At 69.4% G+C, this 14756-nt stretch carries 16 protein-coding genes and 1 pseudogene; 7 read left to right on the forward strand and 10 right to left on the reverse strand.

Annotation, left to right across the window (positions count from 1 at the left end):
• Positions 1 to 4: 4 nt before the first annotated feature.
• Both AB0N06_RS14600 and AB0N06_RS14605 read left to right on the forward strand, forming a co-directional pair.
• Positions 5 to 862: a deoxyribonuclease IV gene (locus AB0N06_RS14600; RefSeq protein WP_366135037.1), complete on the forward strand. Its 858-nt coding sequence runs from the start codon at positions 5 to 7 to the stop codon at positions 860 to 862.
• Positions 863 to 947: 85 nt separating this feature from the next.
• Positions 948 to 1508: a DUF4396 domain-containing protein gene (locus tag AB0N06_RS14605; RefSeq protein ID WP_366135038.1), complete on the forward strand. Its 561-nt coding sequence runs from the start codon at positions 948 to 950 to the stop codon at positions 1506 to 1508.
• 27 nt (positions 1509 to 1535) lie between these two features.
• On the opposite strand, the gene AB0N06_RS14610 is transcribed toward AB0N06_RS14605, so the two are convergent.
• Positions 1536 to 2168 (reverse strand): sulfite oxidase-like oxidoreductase, encoded by a 633-nt coding sequence (locus AB0N06_RS14610; RefSeq protein WP_366135039.1) that lies wholly within the window; start codon positions 2166 to 2168, stop codon positions 1536 to 1538.
• A gap of 154 nt (positions 2169 to 2322) precedes the next feature.
• Between AB0N06_RS14610 and bfr the strand changes: the two genes are divergently transcribed.
• Positions 2323 to 2802 (forward strand): bacterioferritin, encoded by a 480-nt coding sequence (gene bfr, locus AB0N06_RS14615; RefSeq protein WP_366135040.1) that lies wholly within the window; start codon positions 2323 to 2325, stop codon positions 2800 to 2802.
• 46 nt (positions 2803 to 2848) lie between these two features.
• On the opposite strand, the gene AB0N06_RS14620 is transcribed toward bfr, so the two are convergent.
• Both AB0N06_RS14620 and AB0N06_RS14625 read right to left on the reverse strand, forming a co-directional pair.
• Positions 2849 to 3181 carry a (2Fe-2S)-binding protein gene (locus tag AB0N06_RS14620; protein ID WP_366135079.1) on the reverse strand — a complete coding sequence of 111 codons (333 nt, stop codon included), beginning with the start codon at positions 3179 to 3181 and terminating at the stop codon, positions 2849 to 2851.
• Positions 3182 to 3350: 169 nt separating this feature from the next.
• The gene (locus AB0N06_RS14625) at positions 3351 to 4697 is read right to left on the reverse strand and encodes a class II 3-deoxy-7-phosphoheptulonate synthase (RefSeq protein WP_366135080.1); all 1347 of its coding nucleotides are present in this window, start codon (positions 4695 to 4697) and stop codon (positions 3351 to 3353) included.
• Between the two features lie 102 nt (positions 4698 to 4799).
• Between AB0N06_RS14625 and AB0N06_RS14630 the strand changes: the two genes are divergently transcribed.
• Together AB0N06_RS14630 and AB0N06_RS14635 are read left to right on the forward strand one after the other, a co-directional pair.
• The gene (locus tag AB0N06_RS14630) at positions 4800 to 4856 is read left to right on the forward strand and encodes a trp operon leader peptide (protein WP_107063558.1); all 57 of its coding nucleotides are present in this window, start codon (positions 4800 to 4802) and stop codon (positions 4854 to 4856) included.
• A gap of 94 nt (positions 4857 to 4950) precedes the next feature.
• On the forward strand, positions 4951 to 6837 hold the full coding sequence (locus AB0N06_RS14635) for an anthranilate synthase family protein (RefSeq protein WP_366135041.1): 1887 nt from the start codon (positions 4951 to 4953) through the stop codon (positions 6835 to 6837).
• A 179-nt stretch (positions 6838 to 7016) separates the two neighbouring features.
• Here the strand turns inward: AB0N06_RS14635 and AB0N06_RS14640 are convergent, their stop codons facing one another.
• From AB0N06_RS14640 to AB0N06_RS14660, 5 genes and pseudogenes are all read right to left on the reverse strand, one after another.
• Positions 7017 to 8039 (reverse strand): 2-hydroxyacid dehydrogenase, encoded by a 1023-nt coding sequence (locus AB0N06_RS14640; protein ID WP_366135042.1) that lies wholly within the window; start codon positions 8037 to 8039, stop codon positions 7017 to 7019.
• A 250-nt stretch (positions 8040 to 8289) separates the two neighbouring features.
• Positions 8290 to 8409 (reverse strand): annotated as a pseudogene (locus tag AB0N06_RS14645) (6-phosphofructokinase); the annotation flags it as partial.
• Positions 8410 to 8564: 155 nt separating this feature from the next.
• Positions 8565 to 9257, reverse strand: coding sequence for a response regulator transcription factor (locus AB0N06_RS14650; RefSeq protein ID WP_366135043.1), 693 nt, complete (start codon positions 9255 to 9257; stop codon positions 8565 to 8567).
• The gene (locus AB0N06_RS14655) at positions 9254 to 10486 is read right to left on the reverse strand and encodes a DUF5931 domain-containing protein (RefSeq protein WP_366135044.1); all 1233 of its coding nucleotides are present in this window, start codon (positions 10484 to 10486) and stop codon (positions 9254 to 9256) included. Before AB0N06_RS14655 ends, AB0N06_RS14650 begins: the two co-directional genes overlap by 4 nt.
• Before the next feature lie 51 nt (positions 10487 to 10537).
• Complete coding sequence (locus AB0N06_RS14660) at positions 10538 to 11281, reverse strand: lysophospholipid acyltransferase family protein (RefSeq protein ID WP_366135045.1); 744 nt, start codon at positions 11279 to 11281, stop codon at positions 10538 to 10540.
• 195 nt (positions 11282 to 11476) lie between these two features.
• Between AB0N06_RS14660 and AB0N06_RS14665 the strand changes: the two genes are divergently transcribed.
• The gene (locus AB0N06_RS14665; protein WP_366135046.1) at positions 11477 to 12259 is read left to right on the forward strand and encodes an alpha/beta fold hydrolase; all 783 of its coding nucleotides are present in this window, start codon (positions 11477 to 11479) and stop codon (positions 12257 to 12259) included.
• Positions 12252 to 12902 (forward strand): hypothetical protein, encoded by a 651-nt coding sequence (locus AB0N06_RS14670; RefSeq protein ID WP_366135048.1) that lies wholly within the window; start codon positions 12252 to 12254, stop codon positions 12900 to 12902. Before AB0N06_RS14665 ends, AB0N06_RS14670 begins: the two co-directional genes overlap by 8 nt.
• A 15-nt stretch (positions 12903 to 12917) precedes the next feature.
• On the opposite strand, the gene AB0N06_RS14675 is transcribed toward AB0N06_RS14670, so the two are convergent.
• Together AB0N06_RS14675 and AB0N06_RS14680 are read right to left on the reverse strand one after the other, a co-directional pair.
• Positions 12918 to 13691 carry an endonuclease/exonuclease/phosphatase family protein gene (locus AB0N06_RS14675; RefSeq protein ID WP_366135049.1) on the reverse strand — a complete coding sequence of 258 codons (774 nt, stop codon included), beginning with the start codon at positions 13689 to 13691 and terminating at the stop codon, positions 12918 to 12920.
• 80 nt (positions 13692 to 13771) lie between these two features.
• Positions 13772 to 14713, reverse strand: coding sequence for an ROK family glucokinase (locus AB0N06_RS14680; protein ID WP_366135050.1), 942 nt, complete (start codon positions 14711 to 14713; stop codon positions 13772 to 13774).
• Positions 14714 to 14756 lie beyond the last annotated feature (43 nt).

Here is a 14756-nt window from a genome sequence, read left to right on the forward strand (position 1 = left end):
CCATATGCGCAACCCCGTCGGCGGCCATGTCCCCGTGGCCGGCGGCCTCGCGAAAGTCGGCCTGCCCTACGCCCGCGAGATGGGGGCGGAAGCCGTCCAGGTCTTCGTCGCCAATCCGCGCGGCTGGGCCACGCCCACCGGGAACCCGGCGCAGGACGAACAGTTCCGCGCCGAGTGTGCCGCCGAGTCGATACCGGTCTACGTCCACGCCCCGTACCTGATCAATTTCGGCTCGCACACCGAGGCCACCGTGGAGAAGTCCGTGGACTCGCTACGCCACTCCCTGCGCCGGGCCCGTGAGATCGGCGCCCTGGGCGTCGTGGTGCACACCGGTTCGGCGACCGGCGGCCGGCCACGCGCGGAGGCCCTGGCGCAGGTACGGACGCACATGAGGCCGATCCTCGACGAACTGACCCATGACGACGACCCGTATCTGCTGCTGGAGTCGACCGCCGGACAGGGATTCTCGCTCTGCTCGCGGGCCTGGGACTTCGGCCCGTATTTCGAGGCGCTCGACGCCCACCCCAAGCTCGGTATCTGTCTCGACACCTGCCACATCTACGCGGCGGGGCACGATCTGGCGGGCCCCGCGGGCATGAAGCAGACCCTGGACCTGCTGGTGGACACGGTGGGCGAGGGGCGGCTGAAGCTGATACACGCCAATGACTCCAAGGACGTGGTGGGAGCCAACAAGGACCGGCACGAGAACATCGGCGCCGGACACATCGGCGAGGAGCCGTTCCGGGAGCTGTTCGCCCATCCGGCGACGGCGGGAGTGCCGCTGATCATCGAGACGCCGGGCGGCAAGGAAGGCCATGCGGCGGATGTGGCGCGACTGAAGGGGCTGCGCGACTGCGGCTGACGGCGAAACCCAGTGTGGGAATACCCCTCGGGGGTATATGGTTCCTGTTGTCGACAGGAACCGCTACCGGCATTGGGGGATCGCCATGCAGCACGACACGCGTGACGGAGAGCACCAGCAGCACCACGAGCACCACGGGCAGGGCCACGACGGCAGCAGCCACGCCAACCACTCGGCCCACGCCGGCCACACTGCACACACCCCCGGCCGGGTCGACTGGGCCATGGCCGCGCGCGCCACACTGCACTGCCTCACCGGATGCGCCATCGGCGAGATCCTCGGCATGGTGATCGGCACGGCGCTCGGCTGGGGCAACACGGGGACGATGGCCCTCGCGATCGTCCTGGCGTTCTTCTTCGGCTACACGCTGACACTGCGCTCGATCCTGAAGGCCGGCGTCGACTTCCGTACGGCGTTCCGGGTCGCCCTGGCCGCCGACACCCTCTCCATCGCGGTGATGGAACTGATCGACAACGGCGTGATCGTCCTGTGGCCGGGCGCCATGGACGCACAGCTCGCCGACGCGCTGTTCTGGGGAACGCTCACACTGTCGCTGGCCGTCGCCTTCATCGTCACCACACCGGTCAACAAGTGGATGATCGGCCGCGGCAAGGGCCACGCGGTGGTGCACCAGTACCACCACTGAGGACGGCCCCGCACCGGGACCGTCAGGTCAGAGCTCGGGGCCTTCCCCGGGCTCTTCCTGGTAGGAGTAGCGCTGCTCGCGCCACGGGTCGCCGACGTTGTGGTAGCCGCGCTCCTCCCAGAAGCCCCGGCGATCGGCCGTCATGTACTCGACGCCCCGGACCCACTTGGGCCCCTTCCAGGCGTACAGGTGCGGTACGACAAGGCGCAGCGGGAAGCCGTGCTCCGCGGTGAGCAGCTCACCGCCCTTGTGGGTGGCGAAAAGCGTGCGGTCCGAGGTGAAGTCGGCGAGCCGCAGGTTCGAGCTGAATCCGTACTCCGCCCAGACCATCACATGCGTGACCTGGGGCGCGGGTGGCGCGAGCTCCAGAATCGTACGGGCGAGGACCCCGCCCCATTCGGCCCCGAGCATGCTGAATTTCGTGACGCAGTGCAGATCGGCGACGACCGAGGAGAACGGCAGGGCCGAGAACGCCTGGTGGTTCCAGCAGTGCTTCTCGCCGTCCGCGGTGGCCCCGAAGACCCGGAACTCCCAGCGATCGGGCTTGAACTTGGGAACGGGCCCGTAGTGGGTAACCGGCCAACCGCGCTGCAGTCGCTGACCCGGCGGAAGCTCGGACTGCTCTGATTCGCGGTATTCCCGGCTTTCCGGCTGACCCATGCCTCCATGGTGACAGACAGGCAGGGGTGGTCATGACCAGGGTAGCGACTATTCGGGCAACTCATACTAAGCATGCACTTACTGGACGACCGGGGGGTGCGGTGCGAGGATGCGGCCAACGTGCCCAGTTCACCGGTTGGAAGGAGCCTCTGCGATGCAGGGCGACCCCGAGGTCCTCGAGTTCCTGAACGAACAGCTGACCGCCGAATTGACTGCCATCAATCAGTACTTCCTGCACGCAAAGATGCAGGACAACTTCGGCTGGACGAAGCTCGCGAAGTACACCCGGTCCGAGTCGTTCGACGAGATGAAGCACGCCGAGACCCTGACGGACCGCATCCTCTTCCTCGATGGACTCCCCAACTACCAGCGGCTCTTTCATGTACGCGTGGGCCAGACGGTCACCGAGATGTTCCAGGCCGACCGCCAGGTCGAGGTGGAGGCGATCGACCGGCTCAAGCGCGGTGTCGAGTTGATGCGCGGGAAGGGCGACATCACGTCCGCAAATATCTTTGAATCGATCCTGGAGGACGAGGAGCATCACATCGACTACCTCGACACCCAGCTGGAACTGATCGAGAAGCTCGGCGAGCCGCTCTACATCGCGCAGCAGATCGAGCAGCCTGACAGCTGAGTCCGGGACAGTCGCCTCCGGGACGGCAGGTCCCGGAGAGCCGGGTTCAGGCCGCGTCGGGGAGCCGGATGCCCGGGACCGGACCGGGACCCATGCCCGGGATCCGTCCGGGGGCGACGCCCGGACCGATACGGGGGGCCGCACCCGGTGCGGTCGAGAGGGTCTGCCCGGGGGCGTCACCGGGGACCTGCTTCTGGTCCAGCAGCTCCCGGCGCGCGCACGCACCGCGGCCGAGCATCGCCTGAATCCGGCGGACACAGCCACCGCAGTCGGTGCCCGCCTTACAGGCGTTGGCTATCTGGCGGGGGGTGCACGCCCCGGCGTCCGCATGTTCCTTGACCTGCTGCTCCGTAATGCCGAAACACGAGCAGACGTACATGCGGTTCACCTCCCGGCAGGATGGGTCATGGATGCCACCCCGCTGAACGGTGAGGCTTACCTAACCTTACCCGGCGCCCAGTACCGGTAAAAGTCCCGGAATGCCCTGTGGGGCACGGATCACATCGATCCGTGCCCCACAGTCGTACGCGCGCTACCTGCCGTGACCGCTACTGGTCCCGGTACATCTCGGCGACCAGGAACGCCAGGTCCAGCGACTGGCTGCGGTTGAGGCGCGGGTCGCAAGCGGTCTCGTACCGCTGGTGCAGGTCGTCCACGAAGATCTCGTGGCCGCCGCCGACGCACTCGGTGACATCGTCACCGGTGAGCTCGACATGGATGCCGCCCGGGTGCGTACCGAGGCCCTTGTGCACCTCGAAGAAGCCCTTGACCTCGTCCAGGACGTCGTCGAAGCGACGGGTCTTGTGGCCGGAGGCCGCCTCGAAGGTGTTGCCGTGCATCGGGTCGGTGACCCAGGCGACGACCGCACCGGAGGCGGTGACCTTCTCGACCAGCGCGGGGAGCTTGTCGCGGACCTTGTCGGCGCCCATCCGGACGATGAAGGTCAGCCGGCCGGGCTCGCGGTCCGGGTCGAGGCGGTCGATGTAGCCGAGCGCCTCATCGACGGTGGTCGTCGGGCCGAGCTTGATGCCGATGGGGTTACGGATCTTCGAGGCGAACTCGATGTGCGCGCCGTCCATCTGGCGGGTGCGCTCACCGATCCAGACCATGTGACCGGAGGTGTCGTACAGCTCACCGGTACGCGAGTCGATGCGGGTCAGCGCCGACTCGTAGTCCAGCAGCAGCCCCTCGTGCGAGGAGTAGAACTCGACCGCCTTGAACTCGGCCGGGTCCGTGCCGCACGCCTTCATGAAGTTCAGCGCGTTGTCGATCTCGCGGGCCAGCGCCTCGTAACGCTGACCGGACGGGGACGACTTGACGAAGTCCTGGTTCCAGGCGTGGACCTGGCGCAGGTCGGCGTAACCGCCGGTGGTGAAGGCGCGGACCAGGTTCAGCGTGGAAGCGGACGCGTGGTACATCTGCTTCAGCCGCTCGGGGTCCGGGACGCGGGCCTTCTCGGTGAAGGCGAAGCCGTTGACGGAGTCGCCGCGGTAGGTCGGCAGGGTCACGCCGTCGCGGGTCTCGGTCGACTTGGAGCGCGGCTTGGAGTACTGGCCGGCGATCCGGCCCACCTTGACGACGGGCACGGAGGCCGCGTAGGTGAGGACGGCGCTCATCTGGAGCAGCGTCTTCAGCTTGGCCCGGATGTGGTCGGCCGACACGGCGTCGAAGGCCTCGGCGCAGTCGCCACCCTGCAACAGGAACGCCTCGCCCTTGGCGACGGCTCCCATGCGGGCGCGCAGCTGGTCGCACTCGCCCGCGAAGACGAGCGGCGGATACGACGCGAGGTCCGCGAGTACATCGCGCAGAGCCTCGGCATCGGGGTACTCGGGCTGCTGCGCCGCGGGAAGGTCTCGCCAGGTGTTGCCACCGGCGACGGAGGTATTGGCGTTCACGGTCACAACCACAACATTACGGGGTCCAGGGGGGCATCCATCGGCACGCTCAACAGTTGAGACGCGCGTCCGGATGGACCGGACGTCCGATAGGGTGCGGACATGTTCGCGCAGACGCACCAGAACTGGTGGTGGACCGCTCATCCGGCGGCCCACTGATTCATCGCGCGCGACAGACCACGCGAAGGCCGCCCGAGGGGCGGCCTTCTCTGCGTTTCCGGGCCGTTCCTCCATCCGGAAGGAACACCACCCCATGCCTCATCGCACCGTATCCGTCCTCGCCCGGCTGGTCCGGGACGACTGCCCGCCGTTCGCACTGCTGCGCAGGCGCACCCCTGGTCACGACCACGACATCGTCGAGGTGCTGATCGGCCGGGTCCGGGAGGCCGACCGGCTCGCCGGTCTCCCCGTCGGACCGCAGCCCTCGCTCGCCCTGGTGCCGTTCCGGCAGATCGCCGAGCGCGGATTCGACGTGCGCGACGACGGGACGCCGCTGTCCGTGCTGGTCGCGGACGAGACGTACGAGCTTCCGCTGGACGAGGTGCTCGCCGCGCTGCCCACCCATGACGTACGGGTCGAGGGCGGCGCCTTCGACGTCCCCGACGAGGAGTACGCCGGCATCGTCCGACGGGTCATCGAGGACGAGATCGGGCAGGGCGAGGGCGCGAACTTCGTCATCCGGCGGACCTTTCAGGGCGACATCCCGGGGTTCGGGCGGGCCGACGCGCTGGCCCTGTTCCGTCGGCTGCTGACCGGTGAGCGGGGTGCGTACTGGACGTTCGTCGTGCACACCGGGGAGAGGACACTGGTCGGCGCCAGCCCTGAGGTGCATGTGCGGATGTCCGGCGGGACGGTCGTGATGAACCCGATCAGCGGAACGTACCGCTATCCCGCCGAAGGGCCGACCGCCGAGAACCTTCTGACCTTCCTCGGCGACCGCAAGGAGACCGAGGAGCTCTCCATGGTGGTCGACGAGGAACTGAAGATGATGTGCACCGTCGGCGACATGGGCGGCGTGGTGATCGGGCCGCGGCTCAAGGAGATGGCGCATCTCGCGCACACCGAGTACGAGCTGCGCGGGCGCTCCTCGCTGGATGTGCGGGAGGTGCTGAAGGAGACCATGTTCGCCGCGACCGTCACCGGCTCGCCCGTGCAGAACGCCTGCCGGGTCATCGAGCGGTACGAGCCCGGCGGCCGCGGCTACTACGCGGGCGCGCTGGCCCTGCTGCGAAAGGAGCCGGGCGGGGCACAGACCCTGGACTCGCCGATCCTGATCCGAACCGCCGACATCGCGGCCGACGGACGGCTGCGGGTGCCGGTCGGGGCGACGCTCGTACGCCACTCCGATCCGAACAGCGAGGTCGCCGAGACCCATGCGAAGGCGGCGGGGGTACTGACCGCACTGGGTGTGCGGCCGGGACTGCCTCGGACGGAGGAGACGCGTCCGCGACTGGCCGGCGACCCCCGGGTGCGAGCCGCCCTGGACGCCCGGCGGGACGGACTCGCGCCGTTCTGGCTGCGGATGCAGGAGCGCACGCAGGAGCTTTCCGGCCATGCGCTGGTGATCGACGGGGAGGACACCTTCACCGCGATGCTGGCGCATCTGCTGCGCGCCTCGGGTCAGGAGGTGTCGGTGCACCGCTACGACGAGCCGGGGCTGCGCGAGACCGTACGGGCGCACACGGGCCCGGTCGTGCTGGGCCCCGGGCCCGGGGATCCGGCCGACACCGGCGATCCGAAGATGCGGCTGCTGCGCGAGTTCGCCGCGGAGCTGGTACGGGAGCACCGGCACGGGCTGCTGGGGGTGTGCCTGGGCCATGAACTGATCGCGGCGGAACTGGGTCTGGAGATCGTCCGCAAGACCGTGCCGTACCAGGGTGCGCAGACCCGGATCGAGCTGTTCGGGCGCCCGGAGACGGTCGGCTTCTACAACAGCTTCACCGCACGCTGCGACGATGAGACGGTCGCCGAGCTGGCCGCGCACTCCATCGAGGTGAGCCGGGACGCGGCCACCGGGGAACTGCACGCGCTGCGCGGGGGCGGGTTCGCGTCGGTGCAGTTCCACCCGGAGTCGGTGCTGACGCTGCGCGGCGCGTCGATCGTCGCCGAGCTGCTGGCGGGACTGCCCGTGCCGGGCTGACCGCGGACGCGGACGGGCTCCGGAATCCGCCGAGGCGGTCCGGGGCCTCAGGGCCTTTCTTTCGGATCAGGCCGGGCTGATCCGACGACAGGACCCAGCGACGGGGCAAAGGTTGCCGGGAGGGTTGCTAGTGCCGCGACCGGCAAGGTTTGCCCCGTCTGCCAGGCGGGCGGACGACGCTACTTTCGAAACACGCCCTGGTCCTGAGGAGGCCTGGGGACGAGGACGTTCTCGCTGCGGCGACGGGCCAGGTAGTCGGCGACGTTCCGCACGGTGGCGTCGATGATCTGCGCGACGGCGTCCTCCGTGTAGTACGCCTGGTGCGAGGTGACGATGACGTTCGGGAAGGTGACGAGCCGGGCCAGGGTGTCGTCGTCGACGACCTCCAGGGACTTGTCGAGGAAGAAGAGCCCGGCCTCCGCCTCGTACACATCGAGTCCGACACCGGTGAAGCGGCCCGCCCGCAATGCGGTGACCAGGGCCGAGGTGTCCACCAGTCCGCCACGGCTGGAGTTGATCAGGATGGCGTCGTCCTTCATCGCGGCCAGGGCGTCCCTGCCGATGATGTGGTGGGTCGCGGGCACCAGCGGGACATGGAGGCTGATCAGGTCGGACTCGGCGAGGAGCTGTTCCTTCTCGACGTAGGTCATGCCGAGTTCGATGCAGGCGGGGTTCTCGACCACGTCCCAGCCGAGCAGCTTCATCCCGAAGCCATGGGCGATACGGGTGAAGGCCTCGCCGATCTTGCCCGTGCCGATCACCCCGACCGTGCGGCCGTGCATGTCCCGGCCGAGGAGACCGTCGAGCCGGAAGTCGAAGTCTCGGGTGCGCCTCGTGGCGCGGATGATGCGGCGGTTGACCGCCATGGCGAGCGTCCACGCGAATTCGGCGACCGAGTACGGCGAGTAGTACGAGACCCGGGCGACCCGCAGGGCGAGACGTTCGGCGACATCGAGGTCGATGTTGTTGAAGCCCGTGGAGCGCTGGGCGATCATCTGCGTGCCGCCCGCGGCGAGCGTCTGCAGAACGCCACTGCCCAGGTCGGCGTTGACGCTGGTGGAGATGATCTCGTAGCCCGCCGCGATGGGTGCGGTGTCCTTGTTGAGGAATACGTCCAGGCAGCGGACCTCGTGCTGTCCGGCGAAGGCCTTCTCGATCAGCGGCTTCTCGTCGGACTGCACACCGAATGCCAGGATTTCCACGATTTCTCCAGAAAGGCAGAGTCACGGGCCGGATAGCCGCGAATATACGGCCCGCATCCCTGGTGCGCCGCTAGGGCGTGTTTCGAAAGTCCCGCCTGCCGGGCGACGCCTGGCCCGCACACTCGCTGCGTTGTCGGGCTCGCCCCGATACGCCCAGTATCGGGGCGACCCTCCGCCTTGCGATCGCACGCACCAGACGCCGACCGGCCCGCCCTACGGGCGGACGACGCTCCTTTCGAAACACGCCCTAGCCGTCCCGGAGGCCGGTGAAGTCGTAGCCGTACTCCTGCACCCCCTTACGGACGATGGCGCGGACGACCGCGTCGAGTCCAGGGCAGTCGCCGCCCCCGGTCGGCACTCCGAGCCGCAGGGGAGCATCCCTTCGCCGAAGTGAGCTCGCCGGCGACCGCACCCATAGTGATCCAGGCCACTTCCGGATGGATCAGAGGGTCAATTACCCCGCAACAAGGCGCAGTTGGACCGACCGGCAGATGGGGGCGGCGTCGAGCTCGGACGCCGTCGAGCTCAGGCGTCGTCGAGGCCACGCTCGATCGCATACCGCACGAGCTCCACCCGGTTGTGCAACTGGAGCTTGCCCAGGGTGTTCTGGACGTGGTTCTGGACGGTGCGGTGCGAGATGACCAGCCGCTCGGCGATCTGTTTGTACGAGAGTCCCTTGGCGACCAGCCGCAGCACCTCGGTCTCCCGATCCGTCAGCTGCGGTGCCTTCGGCTCGTCCGAGGCGACGGGCGCGGACTCGGATGCCAGCCTGCGGTACTCGCCGAGCACCAGGCCGGCGAGGCCCGGGGTGAAGACCGGGTCGCCGACGGCGGTGCTCCGCACGGCCTCGGTCAGCTCCTGCGTACTGGCCGACTTGAGCAGATAACCGGTGGCACCGGACTTCACCGCCTCGAGTACGTCGGCGTGCTCACCGCTCGCCGAGAGCACCAGGACCCGCAGGCCCGGGTGGGAGCCGACGAGTTCCTTGCAGACCTGGACGCCGGGCATCCCCGGCAGGTTCAGGTCGAGGACCAGGACGTCGGGGGTGGCGGCCCTTGCCCGGCGCACGGCCTGCGGTCCGTCACCCGCGGTCGCCACCACGTCGAAGCCGGACTCGGCGAGATCGCGGGCGACGGCGTCGCGCCACATCGGATGGTCGTCGACGACCATCACCCTGATGGTCTGCTGCTCGGCGCCCGCGGTGTTCTCCGTACTCATCGGCCGGATCCTGCCTTCCCCCGTGAAGCCTTCGGAACCTTCAACTCGACCTCGGTTCCCTGGCCGGGCACCGAAATCAACTCTGCTGTGCCACCCAGGTCGCGCAGCCGCCCCCGGATCGACAGGGCGACCCCCATCCGGCCTTCCCCCTCGGCCTGGGCCAGCCGCCCCTCCGGGATGCCGGGGCCGTCGTCCCGGACCGTGACGATCACCTCGTCCGGCCAGTCCTCGACGAGTATCCACGCCTGGGCGCCCTGGCCGGCGTGCACTCTGACATTGTCCAGGGCGGCACTGACAGCGGCCGCGAGTTCCTTCGCCGCCGCCGGGGCGAGCAGGACCGGAGCACCGGGCTCCGCGAAGCTGACCCGGGAGCCGGCGTGCGGGGCCAGCAGGGCGCGCAGATCGAAGTCTGCCGAACCGGATGGGCCGTCCTCCCGGTCGTCGACCTCGACCGTACGGACCACCGCGCCCTCGGAAGTGTCCTCGGAGACCCGGGTGGTGGGCACCAGACCGCTGGAGACGAGGGTGCGCAGGGCGACTTCCTGCTCCCCGGCCATCCGGCCCAGCTCGGCGGCCTCGCCGCCCAGTGCCGTGCCGCGGCGCTGCACCATGGCGAGGACCTGGAGCACGCTGTCGTGGATGTCACGGGCCAGCCGCTCCCGCTCCCGGGTCGCCGCCTCGATCTCCAGGGCGCGGGCGAGAGTGCGCTCACTGGCGCGGGCGACCTCGACGACGTACCCGACGGCGATGGAGGCGACCCAGACCAGCAGCACGTTGTGGAAGGTGTCCCGGCTGGGTTCGCCGCGCTCGATGATGTTGGCGACGGCGACGAAGGTGGAGGCCAGCGCCGCCCACCGCCAGCCGCCCTTGATCGCGAACGCCAGGACGGAGCCCGCGGTCCAGATGGACGGCAGGGTCGGGCCGTCGAGGTGCTGGGCGTCGAAGTCGGCGAGCGGGGTGAGGAGGATGCCGGCCAGGGCGAGGGCGAGGTCGGCGCCGAGGAACCGCTTGGTGCAGCTCGCGGCGTTCGCGACCTTCGGGAGGGTGGCGAGCGTCCAGACCGCCATGACGGCCAGGAAGGCGATGGCCACCCAGGGCCGCTCGTACTTGTCCCGGCCGAAAGTGGCCAGCAGGATCGCGTAGACCATCGTCAGAAGCCGGTACGCGGTCAGCGCGCGCCACAGCGGCTGTTCGACCGACATCCTCAGGACCCGCTCGCGCTTGGCCATGCCCCCCACCCCCCGGACGGACGCCGGCGCGGTGACGCGCCGGCTGTTCCGTCACCCTTCCGTGCCGGACTTTCTGCCCGCGTGCTTCTCTTCCTCCGCGCGGCGCTTCGCCTCGTCCGCGATCTGGCGCTTGGCCGCGGTCGCGTAGATGTCGACGTACTCCTGCCCGGAGAGCTTCATGATCTCGTACATCACCTCGTCGGTGACCGAGCGGAGAATGAAGCGGTCGCCCTCCATGCCGTGGTAGCGGCTGAAGTCGAGCGGCTTGCCGATCCTGATGCCCGGGCGCATCAGCTTGGGGATCACCTGACCGGGCGGCTGGATCTTCTCCGTGTCGATCATCGCCACGGGGATGACGGGTGCTCCGGTGGCAAGCGCCACCCGGGCGAGACCGCCGGGCTTGCCGCGGTACAGGCGGCCGTCGGGCGACCGGGTGCCCTCCGGGTAGATGCCGAAGAGCCCGCCGCTCTCGATGACCTCTATACCGGCCTTGATCGCCGCCTCACCGGCACCGCGGGCACCGGACCGGTCCACCGGGAGCTGGCCGACGCCCTTGAAGAAGGCAGCGGTCAGCTTGCCCTTCACGCCGGGCGCGGTGAAGTACTCGGATTTGGCGATGAAGGTGACCTTGCGGTCCAGTACGGCCGGCAGGAAGAAGGAGTCGGAGAACGAGAGATGGTTGCTCGCGAGTATCGCCGGCCCCTGAGCGGGGATGTTCTCCAGGCCCTCCACCCACGGCCTGAAGGCGAGCTTCAATGACCCGCCGATGGAGAACTTCATTGCGCCGTAGATCAACTCGGGTGCCTCCTGTGTGCTGTCGCACTGACCTTAACCCGTGGTGCTGCCGCCGTTCCTGCCCGGCACGGGGCCGAAGCACGGCTGTGACCGGTGACGGCCCTGGTCGGTGTCAGTCCGGTCGCGTACGGTGAGGTAATCCTTCTTGCACTCCCCCTTTCGCTCCCTTTCGAGCCTCACGAACAGGAGACCCCGGTGCCGGTCCTTCCTGGAGCCGAGCCGTTCCGCCACGACGGCGGAGAGGTCGGCGTCCTCCTCTGTCACGGATTCACCGGTTCGCCTCAGTCGCTGCGCCCCTGGGCCGAATATCTCGCTGAGCGGGGACTCACGGTCGCGCTGCCGCTGCTGCCCGGGCACGGCACCCGCTGGGAGGACATGCAGGTCACAGGCTGGCAGGACTGGTACGCGGAGGTGGACCGGGAGCTGCGGGCCCTGTCGGAGCGGTGCCGTCAGGTCTTCGTCTTCGGGCTGTCCATGGGCGGTGCGCTGTCGTTGCGGCTGGCGGCGAAGCACGGTGACGCGATCAGCGGTCTGGTGCTCGTCAATCCGGGCAACAAGGTGCATGGCCTGGCGGCGTACGCACTGCCGGTCGTCCGCCATCTCCTGCCCTCCACGAAGGGCGTGGCGAACGACATCGCCCGGGAAGGCTCCACCGAGATCGGCTACGACCGGGTGCCGCTGCACGCGGCGCACTCCCTGCGGAACTTCTTCCGGCTGGTCGACGCGGACCTGCCGCAGGTCACCCAGCCGCTCCTGCTGCTGCACAGCCCGCAGGACCATGTGGTGCCGCCGGCGGACTCGGCGCGGATCCTCAGCCGGGTGTCGTCCACGGATGTCGAGGAGATCCTGCTGGAACAGAGCTACCACGTGGCGACGTTGGACCACGATGCGGAGCGGATCTTCGACGAGAGCCACTCGTTCATCGGCCGCCTCGCTCCGAGCGTCGGGAAGAAGAAGGGGAGCACGTCAGGTGGCTGAGCACGACGCGGAGCGCGCGGGCAGCGAGGAGGAGCGCGAACCGCGCCCCACCGAGGGAACGGCCTTGCCCGAGGACGGCGCGGGTGCGCCACACGCACCCGGGGGTCCGGGCCAGGGTGACGCGCTCGACGAGGACGCCGCCTGGGAGGCGATCGTCGCGGGCTACGGCGAGGAGCCGCCGGACCCGCCGGGCGCCAAGCCGTTCAAGTCGATCGAGGACCTCGCGCTCCTGGAGGACGGCGATCGCAACATACTGGAGCCGGACAAGGGCATCAACAAGAAGAAGCCGCCGGAGAAGCCGCTCGGCAGCTCGGTCGTCTTCGCCCCCGGTGTCGGTGGTCCCCGCGACTACGAGGTGGCGGAGCCGACGGACGACGACGCGGACGACAGCGACGAGGGACACTTCGTGCCCCCGGAGCCGCCTCCGCTGCCGGAGGCCGATGTCACGGCGAAGTTCGCCTGGCTCGCGGTCGTCGGCGGACCGGTGCTGATGCTGCTCGCCGTGCTGTTGCAGTGGGAGATGACGTGGTGGCTCACCACGGTCTGCATCGGCGGTTTCCTGGGCGGCTTCGTCACCCTGGTCGCGCGGATGCAGCACGACGACGAGGATGACGACGACCCCGGGCGCGGCGCGGTGGTCTGAGCCGGCTCCACCGGATCAGGCCGGCCGAGGGTGTCCGGTTCGGGCGGGCACCCTGAGCGCGGCCAGTACCGGCAGATGGTCGGTGGCCGCGCGCAGGTCCTGCTCCGTGACGCCGGGCAGTCCCGACGGGACTCCGCAGCCGAGGACTTCGATGCCTCTGCTCGCGAAGACCGCGTCGATGCGCAGACGCGGATCGTGGGCCGGGAAGGTGAGCTCGCCACCCCACGGCCGGACGGACCGGCCGTCCTGGAGCCGCCCGGCCAGCAGCTGGAAGGCTTTCCCCTCCGGTGCGTCGTTGAGGTCGCCGGCCACGATGACGTGCTCGACCGCCATGGCGTCCAGCCGGTCGAGCAGCAGGTCCGCCTGGACCACGCGCTCCTCGTGGCGCAGGCTCAGATGGCAGCTCAGCAGGCCGATCCGGATGCCCGCGATCCGTACCACCGCCGTGGCGAAGCCTCTGCGGTGCAGTCCGGGGGTGCGCGGCAGCAGCAGGTCCTCCGTGCGTTCCACGGTGGCGCGCAGCGAGCACAGGAGCAGCGGCCCGGCGGCGGTGGCGCCGCCGGAGAGGACCACCAGGTCGGTGTGGGCGGCGAGCCAGGCGGCGCGCTTGCGCCAGCGGAAGAAGCGCGGGGCCTCCTGGATGAAGACCAGATCGGGTGCGCAGGCGCGGATGACGCGGGCCAGCGCCTCACGGTCGTCGCGCATCGACCGGATGTTGTAGCTGAGCACTCTGACGACGGCCGAACCGTCCGGCTCGGTACGGGAGTCGGGCAGCTCTGTCATAGCCATGCGGCTCACCATACGACGGACGCCCGCCGCTCCCGGTGAGGGCGCGACGGGCGTCCGGTGTTGTCCGTGACGTGGTGGGCTCAGCCCTGGCGGGCCAGGTCGGCCGCGCCCACCAGGCCTGCCTTGCCACCCAGTTGGGCCGCGAGCACCTGGGCGTGCGGCCGCCATTCGCCGCCGATCAGCCAGCGCCGGAACGACTTGCGGATCGGGTCGAGGACGAGATCGCCCTCGTCCGAGACGCCGCCGCCGACGATGAACGCGGACGGGTCGAACAGCGAGGCGAGGTCGGCGAGTCCGGCGCCGGCCCAACGGGCCAGCTCGCGGAACGAGTCGATCGCCACCGGGTCGCCCTGCCGGGCGGCCGTGCTGATGTGCTTGCCCTCGATGCCGTCCACCGTGCCGTCGCCCAGGGCGAGAAGGACCGCGGCGTTCTCCGGGGTGGCGTTGGCACGCTGCTTCGCGTACCGGACGAGCGCGCGCCCGGATGCGTACTGCTCCCAACAGCCCTGACTGCCGCAGCCGCAGAGCAGCCCGTCCGGGACGACCCGGATGTGGCCGAATTCGGCGGCCACACCGAAGCGTCCGCGGCGCAGTTTGTTGCCGATGATGATGCCGCCGCCGAGGCCGGTGCCGAGCGTGATGCAGATGACGTCGTCGTGGCCCTGGCCTGCACCGAATCGGTATTCGCCCCAGGCCGCCGCGTTGGCGTCGTTCTCGACGACGACCGGGAGGCCGACGCGCTGCTCGACCTTGTCCTTCAGTGGCTCGTGCCGCCAGTCGATGTTCGGCGCGAACAGCACAGTGGCACGCTTGTCGTCGACGTATCCGGCAGCGCCGATGCCGACCGCTTCGACCTCGTGTCCCTCGCTGGCGCCGGACACCGCCGCCGCGATCGCGTCCACGATGCCTTCAGCCGTCGGCGGGGTCGGCACCTTGAACATCGAGAGGATCCGGCCCTCTTCGTCGACCACTCCAGCCGCGATCTTCGTGCCGCCGATATCGACGCCGATGGTGAGTCCCATAAATCCCTCAGTTTCGGTCGAGCCCCGCTATGGCCAACCGTAC

Source organism: Streptomyces sp. NPDC051020, assembly GCF_040683105.1.
Classification (GTDB): Bacteria; Actinomycetota; Actinomycetes; order Streptomycetales; family Streptomycetaceae; genus Streptomyces.

Excerpts from the sequence above, each read along its gene's own strand:
- AB0N06_RS14600 (WP_366135037.1), top strand. The coding sequence starts at position 5 with ATGCGCAACCCCGTCGGCGGCCATGTCCCCGTGGCCGGCGGCCTCGCG.
- AB0N06_RS14605 (WP_366135038.1), top strand. The coding sequence starts at position 948 with ATGCAGCACGACACGCGTGACGGAGAGCACCAGCAGCACCACGAGCAC.
- AB0N06_RS14610 (WP_366135039.1), bottom strand. The coding sequence starts at position 2,168 with ATGGGTCAGCCGGAAAGCCGGGAATACCGCGAATCAGAGCAGTCCGAG.
- bfr (WP_366135040.1), top strand. The coding sequence starts at position 2,323 with ATGCAGGGCGACCCCGAGGTCCTCGAGTTCCTGAACGAACAGCTGACC.
- AB0N06_RS14620 (WP_366135079.1), bottom strand. The coding sequence starts at position 3,181 with ATGTACGTCTGCTCGTGTTTCGGCATTACGGAGCAGCAGGTCAAGGAA.
- AB0N06_RS14635 (WP_366135041.1), top strand. The coding sequence starts at position 4,951 with ATGCCTCATCGCACCGTATCCGTCCTCGCCCGGCTGGTCCGGGACGAC.
- AB0N06_RS14650 (WP_366135043.1), bottom strand. The coding sequence starts at position 9,257 with ATGAGTACGGAGAACACCGCGGGCGCCGAGCAGCAGACCATCAGGGTG.
- AB0N06_RS14655 (WP_366135044.1), bottom strand. The coding sequence starts at position 10,486 with ATGGCCAAGCGCGAGCGGGTCCTGAGGATGTCGGTCGAACAGCCGCTG.
- AB0N06_RS14675 (WP_366135049.1), bottom strand. The coding sequence starts at position 13,691 with ATGGCTATGACAGAGCTGCCCGACTCCCGTACCGAGCCGGACGGTTCG.
- AB0N06_RS14680 (WP_366135050.1), bottom strand. The coding sequence starts at position 14,713 with ATGGGACTCACCATCGGCGTCGATATCGGCGGCACGAAGATCGCGGCT.